The 23,847-nt window shown below is 56.6% G+C and carries 20 protein-coding genes and 2 rRNA genes; 10 read left to right on the top strand and 12 right to left on the bottom strand.

Annotated features, from left to right (window positions below):
- Nucleotides 1-1,171: ribosomal RNA gene (locus tag F8562_RS15170) — 23S ribosomal RNA — on the top strand; the annotation flags it as partial.
- A 200-nt stretch (nucleotides 1,172-1,371) separates the two neighbouring features.
- Nucleotides 1,372-1,487, top strand: a 5S ribosomal RNA gene (gene rrf, locus F8562_RS15165).
- Between the two features lie 98 nt (nucleotides 1,488-1,585).
- Here the strand turns inward: rrf and F8562_RS15160 are convergent.
- Nucleotides 1,586-2,023 carry an acetyltransferase gene (locus tag F8562_RS15160; protein ID WP_009651731.1) on the bottom strand — a complete coding sequence of 146 codons (438 nt, stop codon included), beginning with the start codon at nucleotides 2,021-2,023 and terminating at the stop codon, nucleotides 1,586-1,588.
- 156 nt (nucleotides 2,024-2,179) lie between these two features.
- Here F8562_RS15160 and metA point away from each other — a divergent pair, with 156 nt between their 5' ends.
- The 4 genes from metA (at nucleotide 2,180) to aceK (ending at nucleotide 8,102) form a co-directional block, all read left to right on the top strand.
- Nucleotides 2,180-3,109 (top strand): homoserine O-acetyltransferase MetA, encoded by a 930-nt coding sequence (gene metA / locus F8562_RS15155; RefSeq protein ID WP_004109666.1) that lies wholly within the window; start codon nucleotides 2,180-2,182, stop codon nucleotides 3,107-3,109.
- Between the two features lie 259 nt (nucleotides 3,110-3,368).
- On the top strand, nucleotides 3,369-4,970 hold the full coding sequence (gene aceB / locus F8562_RS15150; RefSeq protein ID WP_004097698.1) for a malate synthase A: 1,602 nt from the start codon (nucleotides 3,369-3,371) through the stop codon (nucleotides 4,968-4,970).
- Nucleotides 4,971-5,001: 31 nt separating this feature from the next.
- Nucleotides 5,002-6,306 carry an isocitrate lyase gene (gene aceA, locus F8562_RS15145; RefSeq protein WP_094909390.1) on the top strand — a complete coding sequence of 435 codons (1,305 nt, stop codon included), beginning with the start codon at nucleotides 5,002-5,004 and terminating at the stop codon, nucleotides 6,304-6,306.
- A gap of 53 nt (nucleotides 6,307-6,359) precedes the next feature.
- Nucleotides 6,360-8,102, top strand: coding sequence for a bifunctional isocitrate dehydrogenase kinase/phosphatase (aceK, locus tag F8562_RS15140; RefSeq protein WP_032719360.1), 1,743 nt, complete (start codon nucleotides 6,360-6,362; stop codon nucleotides 8,100-8,102).
- Nucleotides 8,103-8,115: 13 nt separating this feature from the next.
- Here the strand turns inward: aceK and F8562_RS15135 are convergent, their stop codons facing one another.
- Together F8562_RS15135 and iclR are read right to left on the bottom strand one after the other, a co-directional pair.
- Nucleotides 8,116-8,520 carry an ASCH domain-containing protein gene (locus tag F8562_RS15135; RefSeq protein WP_089046458.1) on the bottom strand — a complete coding sequence of 135 codons (405 nt, stop codon included), beginning with the start codon at nucleotides 8,518-8,520 and terminating at the stop codon, nucleotides 8,116-8,118.
- Between the two features lie 9 nt (nucleotides 8,521-8,529).
- Nucleotides 8,530-9,357 (bottom strand): glyoxylate bypass operon transcriptional repressor IclR, encoded by an 828-nt coding sequence (gene iclR / locus F8562_RS15130; protein WP_004097706.1) that lies wholly within the window; start codon nucleotides 9,355-9,357, stop codon nucleotides 8,530-8,532.
- Nucleotides 9,358-9,553: 196 nt separating this feature from the next.
- On the opposite strand from iclR, the gene metH reads away from it, so the two are divergent.
- Complete coding sequence (metH, locus tag F8562_RS15125) at nucleotides 9,554-13,237, top strand: methionine synthase (protein WP_025107717.1); 3,684 nt, start codon at nucleotides 9,554-9,556, stop codon at nucleotides 13,235-13,237.
- 187 nt (nucleotides 13,238-13,424) lie between these two features.
- A complete protein-coding gene (locus F8562_RS15120) occupies nucleotides 13,425-15,056 on the top strand; it encodes a Na/Pi cotransporter family protein (protein WP_014837116.1) in 1,632 nt (543 codons plus the stop codon).
- A gap of 361 nt (nucleotides 15,057-15,417) precedes the next feature.
- Here the strand turns inward: F8562_RS15120 and pepE are convergent, their stop codons facing one another.
- Nucleotides 15,418-16,107 (bottom strand): dipeptidase PepE, encoded by a 690-nt coding sequence (gene pepE, locus F8562_RS15115; protein ID WP_014227515.1) that lies wholly within the window; start codon nucleotides 16,105-16,107, stop codon nucleotides 15,418-15,420.
- A gap of 236 nt (nucleotides 16,108-16,343) precedes the next feature.
- On the opposite strand from pepE, the gene F8562_RS15110 reads away from it, so the two are divergent.
- Nucleotides 16,344-16,637 (top strand): type II toxin-antitoxin system CcdA family antitoxin, encoded by a 294-nt coding sequence (locus F8562_RS15110; RefSeq protein ID WP_004138471.1) that lies wholly within the window; start codon nucleotides 16,344-16,346, stop codon nucleotides 16,635-16,637.
- Nucleotides 16,637-16,954, top strand: a complete 318-nt coding sequence (locus F8562_RS15105; protein ID WP_014837118.1) for a CcdB family protein — start codon at nucleotides 16,637-16,639, stop codon at nucleotides 16,952-16,954. Before F8562_RS15110 ends, F8562_RS15105 begins: the two co-directional genes overlap by 1 nt.
- 31 nt (nucleotides 16,955-16,985) lie before the next feature.
- Here the strand turns inward: F8562_RS15105 and F8562_RS15100 are convergent, their stop codons facing one another.
- The 8 genes from F8562_RS15100 to F8562_RS15065 all read right to left on the bottom strand — a co-directional run bounded on the left by F8562_RS15100 (nucleotide 16,986) and on the right by F8562_RS15065 (nucleotide 23,670).
- Entirely contained in the window at nucleotides 16,986-17,795 is an 810-nt protein-coding gene (locus tag F8562_RS15100; protein ID WP_014837119.1) for a shikimate 5-dehydrogenase, read from the bottom strand.
- A complete protein-coding gene (sorE, locus tag F8562_RS15095) occupies nucleotides 17,788-19,020 on the bottom strand; it encodes an L-sorbose 1-phosphate reductase (RefSeq protein ID WP_014837120.1) in 1,233 nt (410 codons plus the stop codon). The genes F8562_RS15100 and sorE overlap by 8 nt, the downstream gene beginning before the upstream one ends.
- A 97-nt stretch (nucleotides 19,021-19,117) precedes the next feature.
- On the bottom strand, nucleotides 19,118-19,942 hold the full coding sequence (locus F8562_RS15090) for a PTS system mannose/fructose/sorbose family transporter subunit IID (protein WP_004127729.1): 825 nt from the start codon (nucleotides 19,940-19,942) through the stop codon (nucleotides 19,118-19,120).
- Between the two features lie 11 nt (nucleotides 19,943-19,953).
- Entirely contained in the window at nucleotides 19,954-20,751 is a 798-nt protein-coding gene (locus F8562_RS15085) for a PTS mannose/fructose/sorbose transporter subunit IIC (protein WP_014227519.1), read from the bottom strand.
- Between the two features lie 186 nt (nucleotides 20,752-20,937).
- A complete protein-coding gene (locus tag F8562_RS15080; protein WP_014837121.1) occupies nucleotides 20,938-21,432 on the bottom strand; it encodes a mannose/fructose/sorbose PTS transporter subunit IIB in 495 nt (164 codons plus the stop codon).
- Nucleotides 21,432-21,839 (bottom strand): mannose/fructose/sorbose PTS transporter subunit IIA, encoded by a 408-nt coding sequence (locus F8562_RS15075; protein ID WP_014227521.1) that lies wholly within the window; start codon nucleotides 21,837-21,839, stop codon nucleotides 21,432-21,434. The genes F8562_RS15080 and F8562_RS15075 overlap by 1 nt, the downstream gene beginning before the upstream one ends.
- Nucleotides 21,840-21,848: 9 nt before the next feature.
- Nucleotides 21,849-22,652, bottom strand: coding sequence for an SDR family oxidoreductase (locus F8562_RS15070; protein ID WP_004127739.1), 804 nt, complete (start codon nucleotides 22,650-22,652; stop codon nucleotides 21,849-21,851).
- 70 nt (nucleotides 22,653-22,722) lie between these two features.
- On the bottom strand, nucleotides 22,723-23,670 hold the full coding sequence (locus tag F8562_RS15065; protein ID WP_014227523.1) for a sugar-binding transcriptional regulator: 948 nt from the start codon (nucleotides 23,668-23,670) through the stop codon (nucleotides 22,723-22,725).
- Between the last annotated feature and the right edge of the window lie 177 nt (nucleotides 23,671-23,847).

Here is a 23,847-nt window from a genome sequence, read left to right as displayed (position 1 = left end):
TGGAGCTGAAATCAGTCGAAGATACCAGCTGGCTGCAACTGTTTATTAAAAACACAGCACTGTGCAAACACGAAAGTGGACGTATACGGTGTGACGCCTGCCCGGTGCCGGAAGGTTAATTGATGGGGTTATCCTCGCGGAGAAGCTCTTGATCGAAGCCCCGGTAAACGGCGGCCGTAACTATAACGGTCCTAAGGTAGCGAAATTCCTTGTCGGGTAAGTTCCGACCTGCACGAATGGCGTAATGATGGCCAGGCTGTCTCCACCCGAGACTCAGTGAAATTGAACTCGCTGTGAAGATGCAGTGTACCCGCGGCAAGACGGAAAGACCCCGTGAACCTTTACTATAGCTTGACACTGAACACTGGTCCTTGATGTGTAGGATAGGTGGGAGGCTTTGAAGTGTGGACGCCAGTCTGCATGGAGCCATCCTTGAAATACCACCCTTTAATGGCTGGTGTTCTAACGTGGGCCCGTAATCCGGGTTGCGGACAGTGTCTGGTGGGTAGTTTGACTGGGGCGGTCTCCTCCTAAAGAGTAACGGAGGAGCACGAAGGTCAGCTAATCCTGGTCGGACATCAGGAGGTTAGTGCAATGGCATAAGCTGGCTTGACTGCGAGCGTGACGGCGCGAGCAGGTGCGAAAGCAGGTCATAGTGATCCGGTGGTTCTGAATGGAAGGGCCATCGCTCAACGGATAAAAGGTACTCCGGGGATAACAGGCTGATACCGCCCAAGAGTTCATATCGACGGCGGTGTTTGGCACCTCGATGTCGGCTCATCACATCCTGGGGCTGAAGTAGGTCCCAAGGGTATGGCTGTTCGCCATTTAAAGTGGTACGCGAGCTGGGTTTAGAACGTCGTGAGACAGTTCGGTCCCTATCTGCCGTGGGCGCTGGAGAATTGAGGGGGGCTGCTCCTAGTACGAGAGGACCGGAGTGGACGCATCACTGGTGTTCGGGTTGTCATGCCAATGGCATTGCCCGGTAGCTAAATGCGGAAGAGATAAGTGCTGAAAGCATCTAAGCACGAAACTTGCCCCGAGATGAGTTCTCCCTGACCCTTTAAGGGTCCTGAAGGAACGTTGAAGACGACGACGTTGATAGGCCGGGTGTGTAAGCGCAGCGATGCGTTGAGCTAACCGGTACTAATGAACCGTGAGGCTTAACCTTACAACGCCGAAGATGTTTTGGCGATTTGAGAAGACAACAATTTCAGCTTAGATTACAGATTTTCGGGAACGAAAGATTTTACGCTGAGGCAAGGCGGCAAATGAAGTAAAGGAAGGAGCATACTGTAGTATGTGACTGACTTTACGAATGCAGCCAACGCAGCATCGGTGTAAAAGATTCGTTTCTGACAACAGAATTTGCCTGGCGGCGACAGCGCGGTGGTCCCACCTGACCCCATGCCGAACTCAGAAGTGAAACGCCGTAGCGCCGATGGTAGTGTGGGGTCTCCCCATGTGAGAGTAGGGAACTGCCAGGCATCAAACAAGTGAAGAGCCCATCCTGACGGATGGGCTTTTTGCGTTTTTGTCGTCTGAACCGACCGGACATCGGTTACCCTTATCCAGTCTTACTTCATTACTCATGTACCAAATTCAATAACGGATAGGGTTTTCCAAGATCGTCCGTCTCAGAACGGCCTGTCACCTTAAAGCCCATCTTCTTATAAAATCCGACCGCTTGTTCATTCTGCTCATTAACGTTGGTCGTCAGTTTGGGCGCTAACGTCAGCGCGTGTTCAATCAACAGCTTACCCACGCCGCAGCCGCGGACCGTAGGGTCAACGAATAGCGCATCCATATGTTCCCCCGTAAGTAGCATAAAGGCGACCGGCTCGTCTTTCTCCGTCACCGCGACCCACAGCGGCGCTTCGGGTAAAAACGCGCTCACCAGATCTTCCAGTTCCGCTCTATACTCTTTTGATAAAAAATCGTGCGTTGCATCGACCGACCGACGCCAGATCGCAATCAGTTTTTTCCCTTCATCATGCCGTGAACGGCGGATACTAATAACCATATTTGCTCCTTTTCTTTGTTCTTATATTCTAACTCAAATGTCTCCGTGAAATTTTCTCACCCTGCACCTGCAGGCTCGACATTCACCTTATTCCTGGGTATCTTCAGCTGTCTGGATGTCTAAACGTTTATACGTATGCTATGAGGTAATAAAGTTATGCCAATTCGGGTGCAGGACGAGCTACCGGCCGTCAATTTCTTGCGTAATGAAAACGTCTTTGTGATGACGACAACTCGCGCGACGACTCAGGAAATCCGCCCGCTGAAGGTGCTCATCCTTAATCTGATGCCGAAGAAAATCGAGACTGAGAATCAGTTTTTGCGACTGCTTTCCAACTCTCCTCTGCAGCTTGATATCCAGCTGCTGCGCATCGATGCCCGCGAATCACGTAATACGCCGGCGGAACACCTGAACAACTTCTACTGCAACTTTGAAGATATTTGCGATCAGAACTTTGATGGCCTGATTGTTACCGGTGCGCCTTTAGGTTTGGTTGAATTTAATGACGTTGCCTACTGGCCGCAGATAAAACAGGTGCTGGAATGGGCTAAAGATCATGTTACCTCAACGCTGTTTGTCTGTTGGGCGGTACAGGCAGCCCTCAATATCCTCTACGGTATCCCTAAACAGACCCGCTCTGAGAAGATTTCCGGGGTCTACGAACACCATATCCTGCAACCTCATGCCTTGTTAACCCGCGGCTTTGACGATAGCTTTCTGGCCCCGCACTCGCGCTATGCCGATTTCCCGGCGGCGCTGATACGCGACTACACCGACCTCGAGATCCTGGCGGAAACGGAAGAGGGCGACGCCTACCTGTTCGCCAGCAAAGATAAGCGCATCGCCTTCGTGACCGGTCACCCGGAATATGACGCGAACACCCTGGCCAGCGAATTCTTCCGCGATGTGGAAGCGGGTCTCGATCCGCAGGTTCCACATAATTATTTCCCGCAGAACGATCCGCAGAACAAACCGCGCGCCACCTGGCGAAGCCATGGCAATTTGCTGTTTATCAACTGGCTGAATTATTACGTCTACCAGATCACGCCATACGATCTACGCCATATGAATCCGACTCTGGATTAATCTTCTACACAACGCGATCCTAAAGCGTTTCAGCATTTTGCCTCTGGCACCTTCGGGTGCCTTTTTTATTTCCGAAACGCAGCTCATATTGTAATTAAACTTTATTTATATTGTTATCAATAGGTTAAATGATAATTAAATTAAAAATGGAAATTGTTTTTGATTTTTAAAAATAAATGCGTAGTCTTAATTGTGCTGAACGAAAACTACACAACGATCTTACGTTCGCGCCAACTGGATCAACCAAGAGGAGCAGCACATGACGCAGCAGGCGACAATCACTGACGAACTGGCTTTTAGCCAGCCATATGGCGACCAGGAGAAGCAAATCTTAACGCCTGAGGCCGTAGAATTTCTGACCGAGCTGGTGCGCCGCTTTACGCCTGAGCGCAATAAACTCCTGGCCGCGCGTATCCAGCAGCAGCAGGCAATTGATAACGGTAAGCTTCCAGATTTTATTTCGGAAACAGCTTCCATTCGCAATGGTGATTGGACGATCCGCGGCATTCCGGACGATTTGCAGGATCGGCGGGTAGAAATTACCGGTCCGGTAGAGCGCAAGATGGTCATCAATGCGCTCAATGCGAATGTAAAAGTCTTTATGGCGGATTTCGAAGACTCACTGGCGCCCGAATGGAGCAAAGTCATTGATGGGCAAATTAACCTGCGCGATGCGGTTAACGGCACCATCAGCTACACCAATGAAGCCGGCAAGATTTATCAGCTGAAGCCGAACCCGGCGCTGCTGATCTGCCGCGTGCGCGGTCTGCATCTGCCGGAAAAACACGTGACGTGGCGCAGGGAAGCGATTCCCGGCAGTCTGTTCGACTTCGCCCTCTATTTCTTCCACAACTACAAAGCGTTACTGGAAAAAGGCAGCGGCCCCTATTTCTATCTGCCGAAGACTCAGGCCTGGCAGGAAGCCGCGTGGTGGAGTGAAGTATTTAGCTTTACGGAAGACCGTTTTGAGCTGCCGCGCGGCACCATCAAAGCCACGCTGCTGATCGAAACGCTGCCCGCCGTATTCCAGATGGACGAAATTCTGCACGCCCTGCGCGACCATATTGTGGGTCTGAACTGCGGGCGCTGGGACTACATCTTCAGCTATATCAAAACGCTGAAGAATCATCCGGATCGCGTTCTGCCGGACCGTCAGGTGGTGACGATGGACAAGCCTTTCCTCAGCGCCTACTCGCGATTGTTGATTAAGACCTGCCACAGGCGCGGCGCGTTTGCGATGGGCGGCATGGCGGCCTTTATTCCGAGCAAAGATGCCGAGCGAAACAACCAGGTGCTGAACAAGGTAAAAGCGGACAAATCGCTGGAGGCGAATAACGGCCATGACGGTACCTGGATCGCGCATCCCGGGCTGGCTGACACCGCGATGGCCGTCTTTAACGGCGTACTGGGCGAGAACAAAAATCAGCTGTCCGTTACCCGCGAAGACGATGCGCCGATTACCGCAGAACAGCTGCTGGCCCCCTGCGAGGGCGAACGAACCGAAGAGGGCATGCGCGCCAACATTCGCGTGGCGGTGCAGTACATCGAGGCGTGGATTTCCGGCAACGGCTGCGTACCGATTTATGGCCTGATGGAAGATGCGGCGACGGCGGAAATTTCCCGTACCTCTATCTGGCAATGGATCCACCATGAGAAAACCCTCAGTAACGGCACACCGGTAACCAAAGCGCTGTTCCGCCAGTGGCTGGCCGAAGAGATGCGGGTGATTCAGGACGAACTGGGCGAGCACCGCTACAGCAGCGGGCGTTTTGATGAAGCCGCTCGCCTGATGGAACAGATCACCACCTCCGACGAGCTGATTGATTTCTTAACCCTGCCGGGCTACCGCCTTCTGGCCTAATTCACCACACAACAATATGGAGCATCTGCACATGAAAACCCGTACCCAACAAATCGAAGAATTAAACAAAGATTGGACGAATCCGCGCTGGGAAGGCATTACTCGCCCATACAGCGCCGAAGATGTGGTGAAGCTGCGCGGCTCGGTCAACCCGGAATGTACTCTGGCGCAGCTGGGCGCGGCAAAGATGTGGCGACTGCTGCACGGGGAAGCGAAAAAAGGCTACGTCAACAGCCTGGGCGCGCTGACCGGCGGTCAGGCGCTGCAGCAGGCGAAAGCGGGCATTGAAGCGATTTATCTTTCCGGCTGGCAGGTCGCAGCGGACGCCAACCTGGCCTCCAGCATGTATCCGGATCAATCGCTCTATCCGGCGAACTCGGTACCGGCCGTGGTCGATCGGATCAACAGCAGCTTCCGCCGCGCGGATCAGATCCAGTGGTCTGCGGGCATTGAGCCGAACGATCCGCGTTATACCGATTATTTCCTGCCGATCGTCGCCGATGCGGAAGCGGGGTTTGGCGGCGTGCTCAATGCGTTTGAGCTGATGAAATCGATGATTGAGGCCGGTGCAGCGGCCGTACACTTCGAAGACCAGCTGGCATCGGTGAAAAAATGCGGCCATATGGGCGGCAAAGTGCTGGTTCCCACGCAAGAGGCGATTCAGAAACTGGTCGCCGCGCGTCTGGCGGCGGACGTCATGGGCGTGCCGACGCTGGTGATCGCTCGCACTGACGCCGATGCGGCGGATTTAATTACCTCAGACTGCGATCCTTACGATCGCCAGTTCATTACCGGCGACCGTACCAGCGAAGGTTTCTTCCGTACCCATGCCGGTATCGAACAGGCCATCAGCCGCGGGCTGGCCTACGCGCCCTATGCCGACCTGGTGTGGTGTGAGACCTCTACTCCGGACCTTGAGCTGGCGAAGCGCTTTGCCGACGCGATCCACGCGAAATATCCGGGCAAACTGCTGGCCTACAACTGCTCGCCGTCGTTTAACTGGCAGAAAAAGCTGGATGATAAAACCATTGCCAGCTTCCAGCAGCAGCTGTCGGATATGGGCTACAAGTATCAGTTCATCACCCTGGCCGGTATTCACAGTATGTGGTTCAACATGTTCGACCTGGCCCACGCCTACGCCCAGGGCGAGGGGATGAAGCACTACGTTGAGAAGGTCCAGCAGCCGGAGTTCGCGGCGGCTAAAGATGGCTACACCTTTGTCTCTCATCAGCAGGAGGTCGGCACCGGCTACTTCGATAAGGTCACCACCATTATCCAGGGCGGAGCCTCATCAGTCACGGCGTTAACCGGCTCTACAGAAGAAGATCAGTTCTGATAATTTCCCCCTCTCCCTCTCTCCGGGGGAGAGGGATGGGTGAGGGGGAAGAGATGACGCGTGGCCTGGAATTATTGATTGCTCAAACTATTTTGCAGGGTTTTGACGCCCAGTACGGTCGTTTTCTTGAAGTGACTTCCGGCGCCCAGCAGCGCTTTGAACAGGCTGACTGGCATGCCGTCCAGCAGGCGATGAAGCAGCGTATTCATCTCTACGATCACCATGTCGGCCTGGTCGTCGAGCAGCTGCGCTGCATTACCGATGGTAAAAATACCGATACCGATTTTTTGCTGCAGGTAAAAGAACACTATACCCACCTGCTGCCGGATTACCCTCGTTTCGAAATTGCGGAGAGCTTTTTCAATTCCGTTTATTGCCGGTTGTTTGACCACCGCTCGCTGACTCCCGAGCGGCTTTTTATTTTCAGCTCTCAGCCAGAGCGGCGCTTACGCGCCATCCCGCGCCCGCTGGCCAAAGATTTCTTCCCCGAGCGCGGCTGGGACACGCTATTACGCAAAGTGTTATCCGATCTTCCTCTCCGTCTGCCGTGGCAAAACAGCGCGCGCGATATCGGTTATATCACCGCTTGCCTGCAGGAGGCGCTCGGCAGCGAGCTGCTTTCCCGCTCGCACCTGCAGGTGGCGAATGAACTGTTTTACCGCAATAAGGCGGCCTGGCTGGTAGGCAAACTGGTTACGCCGATGGCGACGCTGCCTTTTCTTCTGCCAATCCATCGCACCGATGAAGGCGAATTGTTTGTCGACGCCTGTCTGACGACGCATGCCGAAGCCAGCATCGTTTTTGGCTTCGCCCGCTCCTATTTTATGGTTTACGCGCCGCTACCCGGCGCGCTGGTCGAGTGGCTGCGCGAGATTCTCCCGGGGAAAACCACCGCTGAACTGTACATGGCGATTGGCTGCCAGAAGCATGCGAAAACCGAGAGCTATCGGGAATACCTGCACTATATTTCCCGCAGCGATGAGCAATTTATTGAAGCACCGGGGATTCGCGGCATGGTGATGCTGGTGTTTACTTTGCCGGGATTTGATCGGGTATTTAAAGTCATCAAGGACCGCTTTGCGCCGCAGAAAGAGATGACCGCCGCCCACGTGCGCGCCTGCTATCAGCTGGTCAAAGAGCACGACCGCGTGGGAAGGATGGCCGATACCCAGGAGTTTGAGAACTTCGTCCTGGAGAAACGGCAAATTGCGCCCGAACTTATGGCCCTGTTACAAACCGAAGCCGGAGCGAAAATTACCGATCTCGGCGATCGGATTGCGATCAGCCATCTTTATATCGAGCGGCGGATGGTGCCGCTGAATATCTGGCTGGAGCAGGTGGACGGTCCGGCGCTGCGCGATGCGGTAGAGGAGTACGGCAACGCCATTCGTCAGCTGGCCGCCGCCAACATTTTCCCCGGCGATATGCTATTTAAAAACTTTGGCGTCACGCGTCACGGCCGGGTGGTGTTCTACGATTACGATGAAATTTGCTATATGACGGAGGTGAATTTCCGCGAGATCCCGCCGGCGCGCTACCCGGAGGATGAACTCGCCAGCGAGCCCTGGTATAGCGTCTCGCCTGGCGATGTTTTCCCGGAAGAGTTTCGCCACTGGCTGTGCGCTGACCCGCGCATCGGACCGCTATTTGAAGAGATGCACGCCGACCTGCTGCGCGCCGACTACTGGCGGGAGCTGCAAACGCGTATCCGCAACGGCCACGTGGAAGACGTCTACGCCTATCGCCGCCGTCAGCGTTTTAGCGTGCGCTACGGCGACCTGAAGCAGGCGGGATAGCCGATGGCCTGCTTCAGGCTGCTTCGATAACGGCAAATTCTTCGTACACCAGTTCCATATCCGGCGCCCAGGTGCCTTCGCGTTCAAAGAATGCCTGATGCGCCGATTGCCAGTAAGCGAGGCTCAAATCACCTTCGCCCTCCAGCGCGGCGAGCTCAGGGCTCATTTCGTTAAAACGAATGAGCCTGAGGGTCAGGGTGCGTATCACGCAGACGGCTTTCCCTTTGCCGTCCAGCACAATGTGATACGCCCCCGGCGTCACGGGCGGCTGCTCCTGCTGATAGCTGGTAAGCGAGCCGCAGGTGCCGCGCTTCTTCCCGGCGATAACCAGGGCAGCCAGCTCGTCGGCCAGCGCCGGTGAATCGCCGAAAGACCAGCAGAAAGCAGAAGGGTATTTATCCTGCCAGTAGGATTTCAGATCGCTCATTTAGCGCACTCCGCCGTAGGCCAGCGTCACTTCTTTCGCCGCCTTAATCACCATCGCGCCGAACTCGGTCACGCGGTCATCGGTAATACGGGAAATGGGCCCGGAAATGGAGATGGCGGCGAACGGCTCACGATGTTCATCATAAATGCACGACGCTACGCAGCGCAGGCCCAGCGCGTGTTCTTCGTCATCAAACGAGTAGCCGCGCTTACGCGTCTGGGCCAGGTCCTCTTTCAGATGTACCGGCGATACCAGGGTGGCATGGGTATAAGCGTGCAGACCTTGACGGTGCAGCAGGCCGGTAACCTGCTCTTCGCTTAGCTGCGACAGAAACGCCTTTCCGGCGCCGGAAGCGTGCATCGGCAGCTTACCCCCAATCGGTGCCGACATACGCATCAGCTGCGTACACTGCACCTGATCGATAATAATCGCCTGATGATCGCTCTGGTCAAGCACCGCGAGGTTAACCGTTTCACCGGAATCTTCCATCAGCTGACGCAAAATCGGATGGACGATCGCCAACAGATTACGGCTTTGCAGGAAGCTGCTGCCGACGACGAAGGCATGGGCGCCCACCGACCAGTGGCCCAGCTCACCGACCTGACGAACAAAACCCAGCTGCTGCATGGTCGTCAGCAGGCGGTGAGTCGTGGAGTTAGGCAGGCCGGCCTGCTGGGCCAGTTCGGTCAGCGCCACGCTGCCGTGGGATTCAGCAATCCATTCGAGCAGCTTCAGTCCGCGGGTCAGGGACTGAACTTGCCCGCCGGCCGGAGCGGCGGCGGGGGAGGCAGGTTTTCTGCCGCGTTTTGCGGGAGCGGGGGTCGCCATCGCGGACTCCTTTTTTCTGTATCGTGGAAATGATTTTCGTTTTATTTGGCGATAATGCAATCACTACCCGACTGATCGGATGAGTGAAGCTGAACATGTCTCATCTTGCCCGCTGTTCTCTTTTCCACCCCTTCGGTTTATGCCAGTATGGTCTGTTGAGTTTTTTCGGTCTGGTTGAGCGTTGTCGGGAGCGAGTGTGAGCAGCAAAGTTGAGCAACTGCATCAGCAGTTAAAAGCACGTATTTTGGTTCTGGATGGGGGCATGGGCACCATGATCCAGAGCTATCGTCTGAGTGAGCAGGACTTTCGCGGCGAGCGCTTTGCCGACTGGCCGTGCGACCTGAAGGGCAACAACGACCTGCTGGTTCTCAGCAAGCCGGATGTGATAACCGCTATCCACGATGCCTATTTTGCGGCCGGGGCGGATATCATTGAAACCAACACCTTTAACTCGACGACCATCGCGATGGCGGATTACCAGATGGAATCCCTGTCGGCGGAAATCAACTTTGTGGCGGCGAAACTGGCCCGCGCCAGCGCCGATGCCTGGACCGCACGCACGCCGGAAAAACCGCGCTACGTCGCAGGGGTCCTCGGCCCGACTAACCGCACGGCGTCTATTTCTCCCGACGTCAACGACCCGGCCTTCCGCAACATCACCTTTGACGGGCTGGTGGAAGCCTATCGTGAATCCACCAAAGCGCTGGTGGAAGGCGGGGCGGATCTGATTCTGATTGAGACGGTGTTCGATACCCTCAACGCCAAAGCGGCGATCTTTGCGGTTAAAGAGGAGTTTGAAGCGCTGGGGGTCGATCTGCCGATTATGATCTCCGGCACCATCACCGATGCCTCCGGGCGCACGCTGTCCGGCCAGACCACCGAAGCCTTTTATAACTCGCTGCGCCACGCCGATGCGCTGACGTTTGGCCTCAACTGCGCCCTGGGGCCGGATGAGCTGCGTCAGTACGTGCAGGAGCTGTCGCGTATCGCCGAATGCTACGTTACCGCCCACCCGAACGCCGGTCTGCCGAACGCCTTTGGCGAATACGACCTCGACGCCGACACGATGGCGGCGCAAATTCGCGAATGGGCTGAGGCCGGATTCCTGAATATTGTCGGCGGCTGCTGCGGTACCACGCCGGAACATATCGCCGCCATGAGCCGCGCGGTGGCCGGCCTGCCGCCGCGCCAGCTGCCGGAAATCCCCGTCGCCTGTCGTCTTTCCGGCCTTGAGCCGCTGAATATCGGCGATGACAGCCTGTTTGTGAACGTCGGCGAACGCACCAACGTTACCGGCTCGGCGAAATTCAAGCGCCTGATTAAAGAAGAAAAATATAACGAAGCGCTGGATGTGGCGCGCCAGCAGGTGGAAAGCGGCGCGCAGATTATCGATATCAATATGGATGAGGGGATGCTCGACGCCGAAGCGGCGATGACGCGTTTCCTCAACCTGATCGCCGGTGAGCCGGATATCGCCCGCGTGCCGATTATGATCGACTCCTCCAAATGGGAGGTCATCGAAAAGGGCCTGAAGTGTATTCAGGGTAAAGGCATCGTTAACTCCATCTCGATGAAAGAGGGCGTTGAGCCGTTTATCCAGCATGCGAAAAAGGTGCGCCGCTACGGGGCCGCCGTCGTGGTGATGGCCTTTGATGAAGTGGGCCAGGCCGATACCCGCGAGCGGAAAATTGAAATTTGCCGCCGGGCGTACAAAATTCTCACCGAAGAGGTGGGCTTCCCGCCGGAAGACATCATCTTTGACCCGAATATTTTCGCCGTGGCGACCGGGATTGAAGAGCACAACAACTATGCCCAGGACTTTATCGGCGCCTGCGAAGATATCAAACGCGAACTGCCGCACGCGCTGATCTCCGGCGGCGTCTCTAACGTGTCGTTCTCCTTCCGCGGCAACGACCCGGTGCGCGAGGCGATTCACGCGGTATTCCTCTACTACGCCATCCGCAACGGCATGGACATGGGCATCGTTAACGCCGGCCAGCTGGCGATTTACGACGACCTTCCCGCCGAGCTGCGCGATGCGGTTGAAGATGTGATTCTGAACCGCCGCGATGACGGCACTGAACGTCTGCTCGATCTGGCGGAAAAGTATCGCGGCAGCAAAACCGACGATACCGCTAACGCTCAGCAGGCGGAATGGCGCAGCTGGGACGTCAAAAAACGCCTCGAATACTCGCTGGTTAAAGGCATTACCGAATTTATCGAGCTCGATACCGAAGAAGCCCGCCAGCAGGCCGCGCGTCCGATTGAGGTTATCGAAGGGCCGCTGATGGACGGCATGAACGTGGTCGGCGACCTGTTCGGTGAAGGGAAAATGTTCCTGCCGCAGGTGGTGAAATCCGCCCGCGTCATGAAGCAGGCGGTGGCCTACCTCGAACCTTATATTGAGGCCAGCAAAGAGAAAGGTTCCAGCAACGGCAAGATGGTCATCGCCACCGTGAAGGGTGACGTTCACGACATCGGCAAGAATATTGTCGGCGTGGTGCTGCAGTGTAACAACTACGAAATCGTCGACCTTGGCGTGATGGTGCCTGCGGATAAAATCCTGAAAACCGCCCGCGAGGTTAACGCCGACCTGATTGGCCTCTCCGGGCTGATTACGCCGTCGCTGGATGAGATGGTCAACGTGGCGAAGGAGATGGAGCGTCAGGGCTTTACTATTCCGCTGCTGATTGGCGGCGCAACCACCTCGAAAGCGCATACGGCGGTGAAAATCGAGCAGAACTACAGCGGGCCGACGGTCTACGTGCAGAACGCCTCGCGCACCGTTGGCGTGGTCGCCGCGCTGCTGTCCGATAGCCAGCGCGATGATTTTGTCGCCCGTACCCGCAAAGAGTACGAAACGGTACGTATTCAGCACGGGCGTAAAAAGCCGCGCACCCCGCCGGTCACGCTGGAGGCCGCGCGCGATAACGACCTGGCCTTTGACTGGGCAAGCTACACCCCGCCGGTGGCCCATCGTCTGGGCGTGCATGAGGTTGAGGCCAGTATCGAAACCCTGCGTAACTATATCGACTGGACGCCGTTTTTTATGACCTGGTCGCTGGCCGGTAAGTATCCGCGCATTCTGGAAGATGAAGTGGTCGGCGAAGAGGCGCAGCGCCTGTTTAAAGACGCCAACGAACTGCTGGATAAGCTCAGCGCCGGGAAGGCCCTGAATCCGCGCGGCGTGGTGGGGCTGTTCCCGGCTAACCGCGTCGGCGACGATGTTGAAATCTATCGCGATGAAACCCGGACTCACGTGCTGACGGTGGGGCATCATCTGCGCCAGCAGACGGAGAAAGTCGGCTTTGCCAACTACTGCCTGGCGGATTTTGTCGCGCCGAAGCTGTCGGGGAAGGCGGACTATATCGGCGCCTTTGCGGTGACCGGCGGCCTTGAGGAAGACGCGCTGGCCGACGCCTACGAAGCGCAGCACGATGACTACAACAAGATTATGGTGAAGGCGATTGCCGACCGCCTGGCGGAAGCCTTTGCCGAGTATCTGCATGAGCGGGTGCGTAAGGTTTACTGGGGTTATGCGGCGAACGAAAACCTCAGCAACGAGGAGCTGATCCGCGAGAACTACCAGGGAATTCGCCCGGCGCCGGGCTATCCGGCCTGCCCGGAGCACACCGAAAAGGCGACGATCTGGGAACTGCTGGAGGTGGAAAAACGCACCGGCATGAAGCTGACGGAATCTTTTGCCATGTGGCCCGGCGCGTCGGTTTCCGGCTGGTACTTCAGCCATCCGGACAGCAAATACTTCGCGGTAGCGCAAATTCAGCGGGACCAGGTGGAAGACTATGCGTTGCGTAAGGGGATGAGCGTAGCGGAAGTGGAGCGCTGGCTGGCGCCGAACCTCGGTTACGATGCCGACTGATCCACCAAACCGTTATCTTTCCTTACAACTAACAGGGCGCTCAACGAGCGCCCTGTCTCTTTATTGTGCGTAAACCCTTATACTGAAGGAAGCTTGCGATCGTTGCCGTCGGATAAGCGAAGCGCTATCCGGCCTGTAACGGTTTATGAGTTTCGGGAACGAATAAATATAAGGAGAAGCTGATTCCGTGTTAACTCTGCTACACCTGTTGTCCGCCGTCGCCCTACTGGTGTGGGGCACCCATATCGTCCGTACCGGCGTAATGCGCGTCTACGGCGCTCGTCTGCGAAGCGTACTCAGCAGCAGCGTGGAGAAAAAACCGCTCGCCTTCTGCGCGGGGATCGGCGTTACCGCGCTGGTGCAGAGCAGCAACGCCACCACCATGCTGGTCACCTCTTTTGTCGCCCAGGATCTGGTGGCGCTGGCCCCTGCGCTGGTGATGGTGCTGGGCGCTGACGTCGGTACCGCGCTGATGGCGAGGGTGCTGACCTTCGATCTGTCCTGGCTTTCGCCGCTGCTGATTTTTATCGGCGTGATTTTCTTCCTTGGGCGCAAGCAAACGCGCGCGGGCCAGCTCGGGCGCGTGGGGATTGGTCTGGGCTTGATTCTGCTGGCGCTGGAGCTGATCGTTCAGGCGGTGCATCCCATCACCCAGGCTAACGGCGTGCAGGTGATTTTTGCCTCGTTGACCGGCGATATTATGCTGGATGCGCTGATCGGCGCGGTGTTTGCCATCATCAGCTATTCAAGCCTGGCAGCGGTGCTGCTGACCGCAACGTTAACCGCCACCGGCGTGATTTCGTTTCCGGTGGCGCTGTGCCTGGTGATCGGCGCCAACCTCGGATCCGGGCTGCTGGCCATGCTAAACAACAGCGGCGCTAATGCCGCCGCGCGCCGCGTGGCGCTCGGCAGCCTGCTGTTTAAGCTGGTGGGTAGCCTGATTATCCTGCCGTTTGTGCATCTGTTGGCAAACGTCATGGATGAGCTTCCGCTGCAAAAATCCGAACTGGTTATCTATTTCCACGTCTTCTACAACCTGATCCGCTGTATCGCCATGGTGCCGTTCGCCGGGCCGATGGCTAACCTCTGTAAGCGACTGATTCGCGATGAGCCCGAGCTGGACGCGCGGCTGAAGCCGAAGCATCTTGATACTTCGGCGCTGGACACGCCAGCCCTGGCGCTGGCCAATGCTGCCCGCGAAACCCTGCGTATTGGCGATGCCATGGAGCAGATGCTGGAAAGCCTGCATAAAGTGATGCACGGCGAGCCGCGTGAGGAGAAAGAGCTGCGGCGGATGGCGGACGATATCAACGTACTTTACACCGCCATTAAGCTCTATCTGGCGCGGATGCCGAAAGAGGAGCTGGCGGATGAGGAGTCCCGCCGCTGGGCGGAAATTATCGAAATGGCGCTTAACCTCGAGCAGGCTTCGGATATCGTCGAAAGAATGGGCAGCGAGATCGCCGATAAATCGCTGGCCGCGCGGCGCGCGTTCTCCATGGAGGGATTAAAAGAGCTGGATGCCCTCTACGAGCAGCTGCTCAGCAATCTGCAGCTGGCGATGTCGGTCTTCTTCTCCGGCGACGTGCCGAGCGCCCGCCGCCTGCGCCGCAGCAAGCATCGTTTTCGTATCATGAACCGTCGTTACTCGCATGCCCACGTTGACCGCCTGCATCAGCAAAACGTGCAGAGTATTGAGACCAGTACGCTGCACCTGGCGCTGCTGGGCGATATGAAGCGTCTGAATTCACTGTTCTGCTCGGTGGCCTATAGCGTGATGGAGCAGCCGGATGAGGACGATGAGCGCGATGAGTATTAAGCGCTGATGTGCCGCCAGACATCCCCGGCTCGCGCTGCGCTTAGCCGGGCTACAGGTATACCGCTGTCTGCGGGATGGTAGCCCGGCTAAGCGCAGCATCGCCTCCGGGGAATTATGCCACTCTGCGCTTTGCTCCCGGGGGCGGCGCAGAGCGCCTTGCCCGGGCTACGAGTTCTCCACCGTCTGCGGGATGGTAGCCCGGACAGATGCGCAGCATCGCCTCCGGGGAATTATGCCGCTCTGCGCTTTGCTCCCGGGGACGGCGCAAGCGCCTTGCCCGGGCTACGAGTTCTCCACCGTCTGCGGGATGGTAGCCCGGACAGGCGCGCAGCGCCGCCTCCGGGAAACGTGCGCACGGGGTTTAGAAACGATGACCGGCGTTGAGGGTCACCGCGTCTTCTCCGGCTCTGAATACCAGCGTTGGATTCGGGCCGCCAAGGGTAGCGTGGCCCTGCGTCACCTGTATCCAGTTGCCTTCCGGCAGGCCGATAATCGTCAGCTCCGGCGCAACCACCAGCAGCTCGCGGATCCGCTGTTCGCGGGTCTCGCCTTTATGGCCTTCCGGCAGCGCGTTGGTGAAATGCGGGTTAATTTGCAGCGGGAACAGCCCCAGCGCAGCAAAACCGTTAGGGTCGACAATCGGCATATCGTTAGTGGTGCGAATCGTCGGGCAGGCCAGGTTAGCGCCCGCGCTCCAGCCGATATACAGCGCCCCGCGCTTCACCACATCCACCATCGGCGCCAGCAGGCCGCGTTCGCGGCACTCTTTCAGCAACTGAAAGGTATTGCCGCCGCCGACGATAACTATCTCCGCATTCTCAATCGCCGACACCGGGTCCGCGACGCTGTGAATACCGGTAACCGTAACGCCCATTGGGCTGAAGACGGCGGCGGTTTTCGCGGTGTAATCATCCCAGGTTTGCGTCACCCCGGCAAAAGGGATGAATACCGCAGAACGGCGGCCATTTAGCTGCCCGGCAATGGTCGGCAGCGCATGTTCCAGCCAGGCTTTGCCCGGCAGCGTTGAGTTACTCAATAGCAGCAGTTCCATTATTTCTCCATTTGACCAGATGATTATTCGGGCAGAGATATTATCACAGGATATCTCACCGCTTGCTGACGTGGCTCACGCTGGGACGCGCTGAGCAAAGCGGAACGGTGATTATTGGCGCAGCGACTCTCTGAATTAATCTGGAAAGCGCCTCGCAGACTGACTCTACCGGGCGTGACAGGTTAGCGGGAACCGCTTAGTTTTACGTTGATGATTCACAGGCAAAGGAATAGAAAATGCTCGTTTATTACGCTAATCTGAGGCATGTCATGCGCATTACCATGGGGGCTATCATGCGCACTACGTCGAACGTTAAAAAATCAGTCAATGTCTCGCTTTCGCCTGAAATCCTGGAAGAGGCGCGTAAGCTTAAAATCAACATTTCGGCGGTTTTAACGGAAGCTTTACTTGAGAAATTTCGTGAGCACAAACGTGAAGAGTGGTTACGAGACAATAAGAAATCGATCGATACGATTAACCAATGGGTAGAAGAAAACGGTTCGTTTAGTGATTTTCAAAGGCCGTTCTGATGGAACAATATTGCGCTTATGAGAATACGGGAAGCGGTAAAAAGGTTTTCCCTTATTTAATCAACCTGCAGCATCCGGTCGCGAATGTCCTGAAGCATATCCTGGTTGCCCCTGTGATAGAACAAAACCAACTACCTGATACCCAGCCTCCGACCAAAATTTGTCCCGTGATTACGATTGCCGGTCAAACTTATATTGTGATGACGCATATGATGGCGGGTTTGCCGCAAAAAGAACTGGGCAAGCGCGTTGCTGATTTGACGGCGGACAGGGCTGCGCTGCGCGATGCAATCGACTTTCTGATCAACGGTTATTAGAGCGCCCTCCCTGGCGCTCTCCGTTTTGCCTTTATCCTCTGGCAAAGGCCGCGGCTTCAGCGACCAGCGCCGCGTCCGGACGCACGCCGGTGTAGAGCGCAAACTGCTCCACCGCCTGCAGGGCAATCACCTCCGCGCCGCTGATAACGCGCTTGTCCAGCCTCTGCGCCAGCTTGATGAGCGGGGTTTCCGGCGGCAGAGCGACCACGTCAAATATCACGTCGGCCCGTTCCACCATCGTCGGGCTAAAGGCCAGGGTTTCGCTTTCCGCGCCGCCCGCCATGCCGAGCGGCGTGACGTTAACCAGAATATCCGCCGCGATTCCCTCCGGCCTGGGCTGCCACTGAAAACCGTACTGCTTTGCCAGCGCCAGGCCGCGCTCGCGATGGCGGGCGGCGATAATCACATCGCGGAAACCGGTATCGCGGAAGGCGGCGATGACCGCTTTGCCCATTCCGCCGCTGCCCTGGATCATCACTTTGGCTGAGGAATCGAGCTGATAGCTGTCAATCAGGCTTTTCACCGCGATATAGTCGGTATTCAGCCCGGTCAGCCTGCCGTCGTCGTTGACGATGGTGTTGACCGAATCAATCGCCTTTGCCGAAGGGTCAAGCGCGTCAAGATACGCTATGCAGCTCTCTTTAAACGGCATTGAGACCGCGCAGCCGCGAATGCCTAATGCGCGCACGCCGTTTACCGCCGCGGCTATATCCTGGGTCGTAAACGCTTTATAGATATAGTTCAGCCCCAGCTTTTCATACAGGTAGTTATGAAAGCGGGTGCCGAAGTTACCCGGGCGACCGGCCAGCGACATGCACAGCCGCGTATCGCGATCAATCATGAGTAATATCCTCCGCGTGGGCCAGCAGGTACTCTTCCGCCTCTTTTGACCAGATACCGTGGTGACGTTCCATAATCGCCGCCAGCTGCGGGTCGCTAATGTTTCCCAGCGGCGTAAGCGGAATGTTTTTTCCGGTATAAACCAGCTTCTTACCGCCGCCTACCGCCGGTAAATCCAGGGTGGTCTCGCCCGCCGCGTTCAGCCCCAGAATATGAGTCACCACCTTCGCGGTCTGCACCTTTTTCTCCTGCATCAGCGCTACGGCGGCGCGCATATCATCGGTATTGCCGCCGGAGGTGCCCACGTAGTGGGTGAAGGCGTAATGCACATCGTAAAAATTGATCGGTGCGCTGAACTGCTTATCCTGCGGGCCGGCGAAAAAGTTCAGGCAGCCGTCCGGGGCCAGCAGCGAGGATGCCAGGGTGATGAGCTGTTCGTTAGGGACGAAGACGAAGATATCGTCAAAGCCGTGGCCGCCGGAGAGCGCCATCAGCGTTTCGCGGCTGGCGTCGCGCCCATCCAGATAGTGAATCAACGTTTGCGGCTCGGAGGGATAGTGCTGGCGTGCATAGCTGAGCTTTGGCTTATTGGTATCGGTGACCACCAGCAGCGCCGGGTTGATCGGGCCATGCAGCGCGTAGTCGATAGCCAGTAGCCCCATCGGGCCGGTGCCGCCGAGGATCAGGGTGCGGCCCTGCGGGCGAATGCCCATCACATGGTTATAGCTGCCTTCCTGCAGATGATAGTTGGCGTTGAAGGCGCCAATTACGCAGGAAAGCGGCTCCACCAGCGAGCCTTCAAACCAGGTATCGCCTTCCCAGGAAAGTAAACAATCCTGTTCCATCACCTCGTTGGGGATCACCACGTGGGTGGCTTCGCCGCCGATCCATGGAAAAGAATAACCGGGGCAGTCCGGGCGATCCGGCAGCTGCAGGTTGGCCTGAATCACATAGCGCTGGCCGGCGTGAAACTTGTGCTGCCATTTTTTGCCGACGGCGATAATCTCCCCGCAGAACTCATGGCCGATAATGATTGGGTTGGTCGCCACATCGTCAGGCACCTTTTTGTGGTCCTCGCCCTGGTTCGCCTCTTTCCACGAGGAGAGGCACAGGCTGTCGGTGACCACCCGGGCGAGAATTTCATCATCCTGCATCGCCGGGAGTTCGAAGGTTTCCAGGCGCAGATCGCGTTTGCCGTAGAGCCGCAGGGCTGTTGTTGTTTGCATGTTTACCACCTCATCCCCTTCATCTTTCGCATGACGGCTGCGAAATCTTTTGGGTCTAACTTGTTGAAGTAGCCCCGGCATCGCCGGGGCGGAATAATCAGGACAGGAAGCCCAGCGCGTTACCGATAATCCCCAAACCGAAGAGGGCGAAAATCAGCCATACCGGGTTCACTTTCTTATTGAGCAGGCGCACCATCAGCAGCGTCAGGCCCAGAGCCAGCAGGCCGGGGCAGAGCTGATCGAGGATGTTTTGTACGGTCATGGTGACGGTTGAGCCGTCAGCGCCCGGGGTTTGCGAGACCACCAGCGGGACGTTGATGGTGGTCCACTTGGTGACCAGCACGCCCATCACAAACAGGCCAAGAATGGAGGCGCCTTCGGTCAGTTTTTGCAGCAGGTTGCCGCCCATATCGCTGACGATATTGACCCCTTTACGGAAGCCAAGCTGTAGCCCGTACCACTTCATCGCCAGACGTACCGCGTTGAAAATAAAGAAGAACAGCAGCGGTCCAAGAATATTGCCGGAGAGCGCCAGCGAGGCGCCGAGGGCGGCGGTAATCGGCCGCAGCGTGCCCCATACCAGCGGGTCGCCCACGCCTGCCAGCGGCCCCATCAGGCCAACTTTGATCCCGTTGATGGCGCCATCGTCGATAGCGGCGCCGTTGGCCCGGGCTTCCTCCATCGCGGCGGTGACGCCAATCACCGGCCCGCAGACTGCCGGAGTGGTGTTGAAGAACACCAGATGACGCTTCAGCGCGGCGACCTGATCCTCCTTCAGCGGGTAGAGGCGCTTGATGGCCGGGATCATGTCGTAGCAGAAGCCAAGCCCGTGAATACGTTCGAAGTTGAATGACGCCTGCTGCAGGTTGGAGCGCAGAAACATGCTCACCAGGTCGCCTTGGGTAATTTTTCTCTGTTCCATGTTGGGCTCCATCAGTCGTCAAGCTGGTCAAGGGCAGTGGAAGAGGTGGCGGCGGCCTGCGGTTCGGGTTTACGCCACTGCGGATTAAGCTGGATATAAATCAGCGCGATGATGACCCCGACGCCGCCGAAGGCTAGCAGGCTAAAGTCGAGGTAGCCGCCCGCGAGGAAGCCGAGGAAGAAGAAGGGCATCAGATACTTCACGCCCATCATGCGCAGCACCATGGCGTAGCCGACCACCACGATAAAACCGCCGGCGATTTGCAGACCGCGGGTGACGAAGTCCGGAATGGCGTTGAGCATATTGCTGACCATATCCGCGCTGACAAACAGAGAAACGATGAGTGCGGGAATGGCGACGCGCAGCGCCTGAACGCCCAGCGCCGACACGTGCAGCAGATCGATTGTTCTGAAGCGCGCCTCTTCCGCGGCCTTATCCGCCGCGTGCTGGAACACCACGGTAATGGTGCGGGCGAACACGGTGAGCACCTGACCTGCGGCAGCGACCGGCAGCGCAATCGCTATTCCGGTAGCGATGCTTTGCTGGCCCACGATCACCAGGATGGCGGAGATAATGCTGGCTAACGCCGAATCCGGAGACTGCGCCGCGCCGACGTTCATCCAGCCGAGCGCGATCAGCTCCAGCGTCCCGCCGAGCATAATCCCGGTTTTTAGATCGCCGAGAATTAAGCCAATCACGGTACAGGCGATTAATGGGCGGTGCGTCTGGAATTCATCCAGCACGCTGCCCATCCCGGCAATACAGGAAAAAATAAATATGGCGATTATTTGTAGGGTACTTATTTCCATAATTTGTCACCTTGAGGGTATAGAAATCCCTGCCTTTTACGGCATTTACACGATGTTCTTCAGGCTGCCTCTTTGTTGACTGCATTCTCTCGCCCCAGTCGCATAGTTAGCTATGCTGCTGGTGACTCGCTCATTTGCCGCCGCGATGCATCCAGAATGACAGTGTGTAATAAAAGGCGCGTTTTATTATTCTGTAACGGACTGCTCTGCTATTTTATCGAGAATATTAACCGACGGATCCGAAGCCACGACGCGTAAATCAAGCGTAACGCCCAGCTTATCTAACTGCTGAAAGGCATCAATATCCGCTGCGTCTAATGACACCGCTTTGGTTAACTGTTTTTTACCCGGTCGCCAGGCCATGCCGCCAATATTTAGCGTGGCTATTTTGACGCCCTGCTGCACCATGGTTAATACGTCCTGCGGATTAGTGAATAAATAAAAAACCGTTTCGTCCTGATATTGCGGGTTGTGATAAACGGCGACGGCTTTCTCGATATTCACCACATTGACCTTCATGCCCGGCGGCGCGGCCTGGCGAAGCAGCGTGCGGCGAACGTCGTCGTTATACACGTCGTCATTACAGATAATGATGCGCTGGGCGTTGGCCACTTTTGACCAAACGGTGGTGACCTGGCCGTGAATCAGGCGGTCATCAATGCGTGCGAGCGTAATGTTCATCAGAAATCCTCCTCAACGGTTTCCGGCTGCCGCCAGGTGACGCAGCACTGGCTGGCGATGGTCTCAAGATGTTGGCACAGTGCTTCTGCATTCATCGTTTGCTGGTTATCGACCAGCTCCAGAGCCAGCGGTAGCGACAGGCCGCTGATGACCCGAAGCTGCGGGTTGCGCATCGCCAGGCCGGCGGCGGCGTTCCACGGGCTGCCGCACTGTAGATCGACGGCGATGAGCCACTCCTCCTCTTTGTGAGTACTTACCAACTTTTCAAGCTTATCGGCGATATCGCCCGCGTTTTCCCCCGGTACAAACGCCACGGCGCTGACGTGGACATCGCCGTAAACCATGCGCACCGAGTCGAGCATGGCGCAGGCCAGCTGACCGTGAGCGCAGAAGATGACGTTAACCATGTTTCCCCCTTAGCCGCGCGTTTTGCCGCCCGCAATGTTAGTGGTTACTCCGGTAATGTAGCTGGCGCGCTCTGAGAGCAGATAGCAAACAAAATCAGCAACTTCGCTGAGACGGCCGGAGCGACCAACAGGAATCGCATTTTTGCTATAGCCTTCGCGCAGCTGTTCGACGGTGATATTGCGGGTCCAGGCCAGCGCTTCTTCATATTCCGGCGTACGCAGCCCGGTTTTTTCCAGAATGCCCGGCGCAACGCCTACGACGCGAATACCGTGCTTGCCCAGCTCTTTCGACCAGGAGCGGGTAAAGCTGTTCAGCGCGGCTTTGGTCGCGGCGTAGCAGCTCTGGCCTTCAGAGCCTTCGAGACCGCTTTCCGACGAGACGTTAACAATCACGCCGCTGCGCTGTTTAACCATCTGGCGCGCCACCGCCTGCGACATCAGGAACACGCCTTTCTGGTTGATATTGACCATTTTTTCGAATGCCGCTTCATTTAATTCATAGCGACCGGACGGCGCTTTCTCATCCACTAATAAACGCGGGAAGTTGACGCCGGCGTTATTGACTAAACCATCAATGCGGCCAAAGCGCTGAATAATACTCTCGACGGTTTTATTCACTTCGCTGGCGCTGGAAATATCGGTTGGCCAGAAATTATAATTATCGCGATTCTGATGTTTGTCGCCGCCGTGAATATCGCTCATCTGCACGTTTGCGCCCTGGGCTAATAACTCATCGACAATCGCCAGGCCGATTCCTGATGCACCGCCGGTCACGATAATTATTTTGTCTTTTAAATTTAACCATGTATTCATTATCGACTCCTGTTTCTTTAGATAAAGGGATCCCCCGCAGCAGCGCTGCGTGAAATCATATTCTTGACATTTACTTCAGTAATGACTCAGCGGTTTCTCGATTCGTCACCAGACAATTAATGTAATGACCGTTTAAGGCGCCAAGAATCCCGGCGTATTTCTCCTCGCCCATGGCGATACCCACCGAGTAGCGCGCCTGCTTGAGTTTCGCCATCTCGATAGAGAGCGTTTTTTCGCTCATGGCGGTTTCGACCAGCGCGCCATCAATGTTGTAAAAACGCGAACAGATATCGCCGGCGACCTGGCGAGCGTTGAGATCGTCGCTCTCTTCACTGCCGTAAAATGCATGCCAGTTGGCGCCGTCGCGGATCGCCGGAGAACCAATGCCCACCAGCGCGACGTCCAGGTTATCCCAGTAGGAGGCAATCGTTTTAAAATGCCGGGACTGCATAATACCGTTGCGAATTAATGTATTATCCAGCAGTGCCGGGAAATCAGCGAGATGAGATTCCGCTTTCAGCTTCGCCGCTGCTCCGTAGGTCAGCGTATTCACGTGGTAACGACTTTCCAGTTTTCCGGAGGGGCCGCCGATAATCGGCACGCAGATAACCTGACGGGACTGGCTGGCCTGCGGCAGATTCTCCACCAGCGCGCGCACCGCCCGACCCCAGGAGAAGCCGACGATATCGCCCGGCTCCAGCAGCCTGTCGACCAATTGCGCGCCATGCAGGCCGATAAGATTGAGCTGATCCTCCTCCAGCAGTGAGTCGCAGGCCGCCACCACCGCCTCTTTGAGACCGAATTTTTGTTTTAGCTGCTGCTCAAGCCACAGATTTTCGTTGTAGTCGTAGTTGATGGCGATAGTGACGATGCCCTGCTCGCGGCCGCGCTTCAGCAGACGGCTGATAGTGGTGCGGTATATCCCCAGCTCGCGGGCAATCTGCGCCTGGGTCATATCCTGCTCATAGTAGAGCTGGGCGATTTTCACGATCAGACGAATATCGTCGCTGTTTTCCATCGTCACTGTCGGCTCCTGCACATTTGTGCAAATGGGAGAGTTGCTGTCATGATCTGATATAACCCCATCAGCGACCCGCTTAAAAGAAATTTTCCTCTATTTCATGAGGATGTTCCGACCGTTTCTGTTGCACATTTGCGTTTCTTACCGGTGGTTTATGGCACCTTTGTGCCGGAC

The organism is Klebsiella sp. RCJ4, assembly GCF_009025755.1.
Lineage (GTDB): Bacteria > Pseudomonadota > Gammaproteobacteria > Enterobacterales > Enterobacteriaceae > Klebsiella > Klebsiella michiganensis.
This window is presented reverse-complemented; position numbering and strand designations above follow the sequence as displayed.

Excerpts from the sequence above, each read along its gene's own strand:
- F8562_RS15090 (WP_004127729.1), bottom strand. The coding sequence starts at position 19,942 with ATGGAACAGAGAAAAATTACCCAAGGCGACCTGGTGAGCATGTTTCTG.
- F8562_RS15085 (WP_014227519.1), bottom strand. The coding sequence starts at position 20,751 with ATGGAAATAAGTACCCTACAAATAATCGCCATATTTATTTTTTCCTGT.
- aceB (WP_004097698.1), top strand. The coding sequence starts at position 3,369 with ATGACGCAGCAGGCGACAATCACTGACGAACTGGCTTTTAGCCAGCCA.
- F8562_RS15075 (WP_014227521.1), bottom strand. The coding sequence starts at position 21,839 with ATGGTTAACGTCATCTTCTGCGCTCACGGTCAGCTGGCCTGCGCCATG.
- iclR (WP_004097706.1), bottom strand. The coding sequence starts at position 9,357 with ATGGCGACCCCCGCTCCCGCAAAACGCGGCAGAAAACCTGCCTCCCCC.
- F8562_RS15160 (WP_009651731.1), bottom strand. The coding sequence starts at position 2,023 with ATGGTTATTAGTATCCGCCGTTCACGGCATGATGAAGGGAAAAAACTG.
- F8562_RS15065 (WP_014227523.1), bottom strand. The coding sequence starts at position 23,670 with ATGGAAAACAGCGACGATATTCGTCTGATCGTGAAAATCGCCCAGCTC.
- sorE (WP_014837120.1), bottom strand. The coding sequence starts at position 19,020 with ATGCAAACAACAACAGCCCTGCGGCTCTACGGCAAACGCGATCTGCGC.
- aceK (WP_032719360.1), top strand. The coding sequence starts at position 6,360 with ATGACGCGTGGCCTGGAATTATTGATTGCTCAAACTATTTTGCAGGGT.
- F8562_RS15110 (WP_004138471.1), top strand. The coding sequence starts at position 16,344 with ATGCTCGTTTATTACGCTAATCTGAGGCATGTCATGCGCATTACCATG.
- F8562_RS15070 (WP_004127739.1), bottom strand. The coding sequence starts at position 22,652 with ATGAATACATGGTTAAATTTAAAAGACAAAATAATTATCGTGACCGGC.
- pepE (WP_014227515.1), bottom strand. The coding sequence starts at position 16,107 with ATGGAACTGCTGCTATTGAGTAACTCAACGCTGCCGGGCAAAGCCTGG.
- F8562_RS15080 (WP_014837121.1), bottom strand. The coding sequence starts at position 21,432 with ATGAACATTACGCTCGCACGCATTGATGACCGCCTGATTCACGGCCAG.
- aceA (WP_094909390.1), top strand. The coding sequence starts at position 5,002 with ATGAAAACCCGTACCCAACAAATCGAAGAATTAAACAAAGATTGGACG.
- F8562_RS15105 (WP_014837118.1), top strand. The coding sequence starts at position 16,637 with ATGGAACAATATTGCGCTTATGAGAATACGGGAAGCGGTAAAAAGGTT.
- F8562_RS15100 (WP_014837119.1), bottom strand. The coding sequence starts at position 17,795 with ATGATTGATCGCGATACGCGGCTGTGCATGTCGCTGGCCGGTCGCCCG.
- metA (WP_004109666.1), top strand. The coding sequence starts at position 2,180 with ATGCCAATTCGGGTGCAGGACGAGCTACCGGCCGTCAATTTCTTGCGT.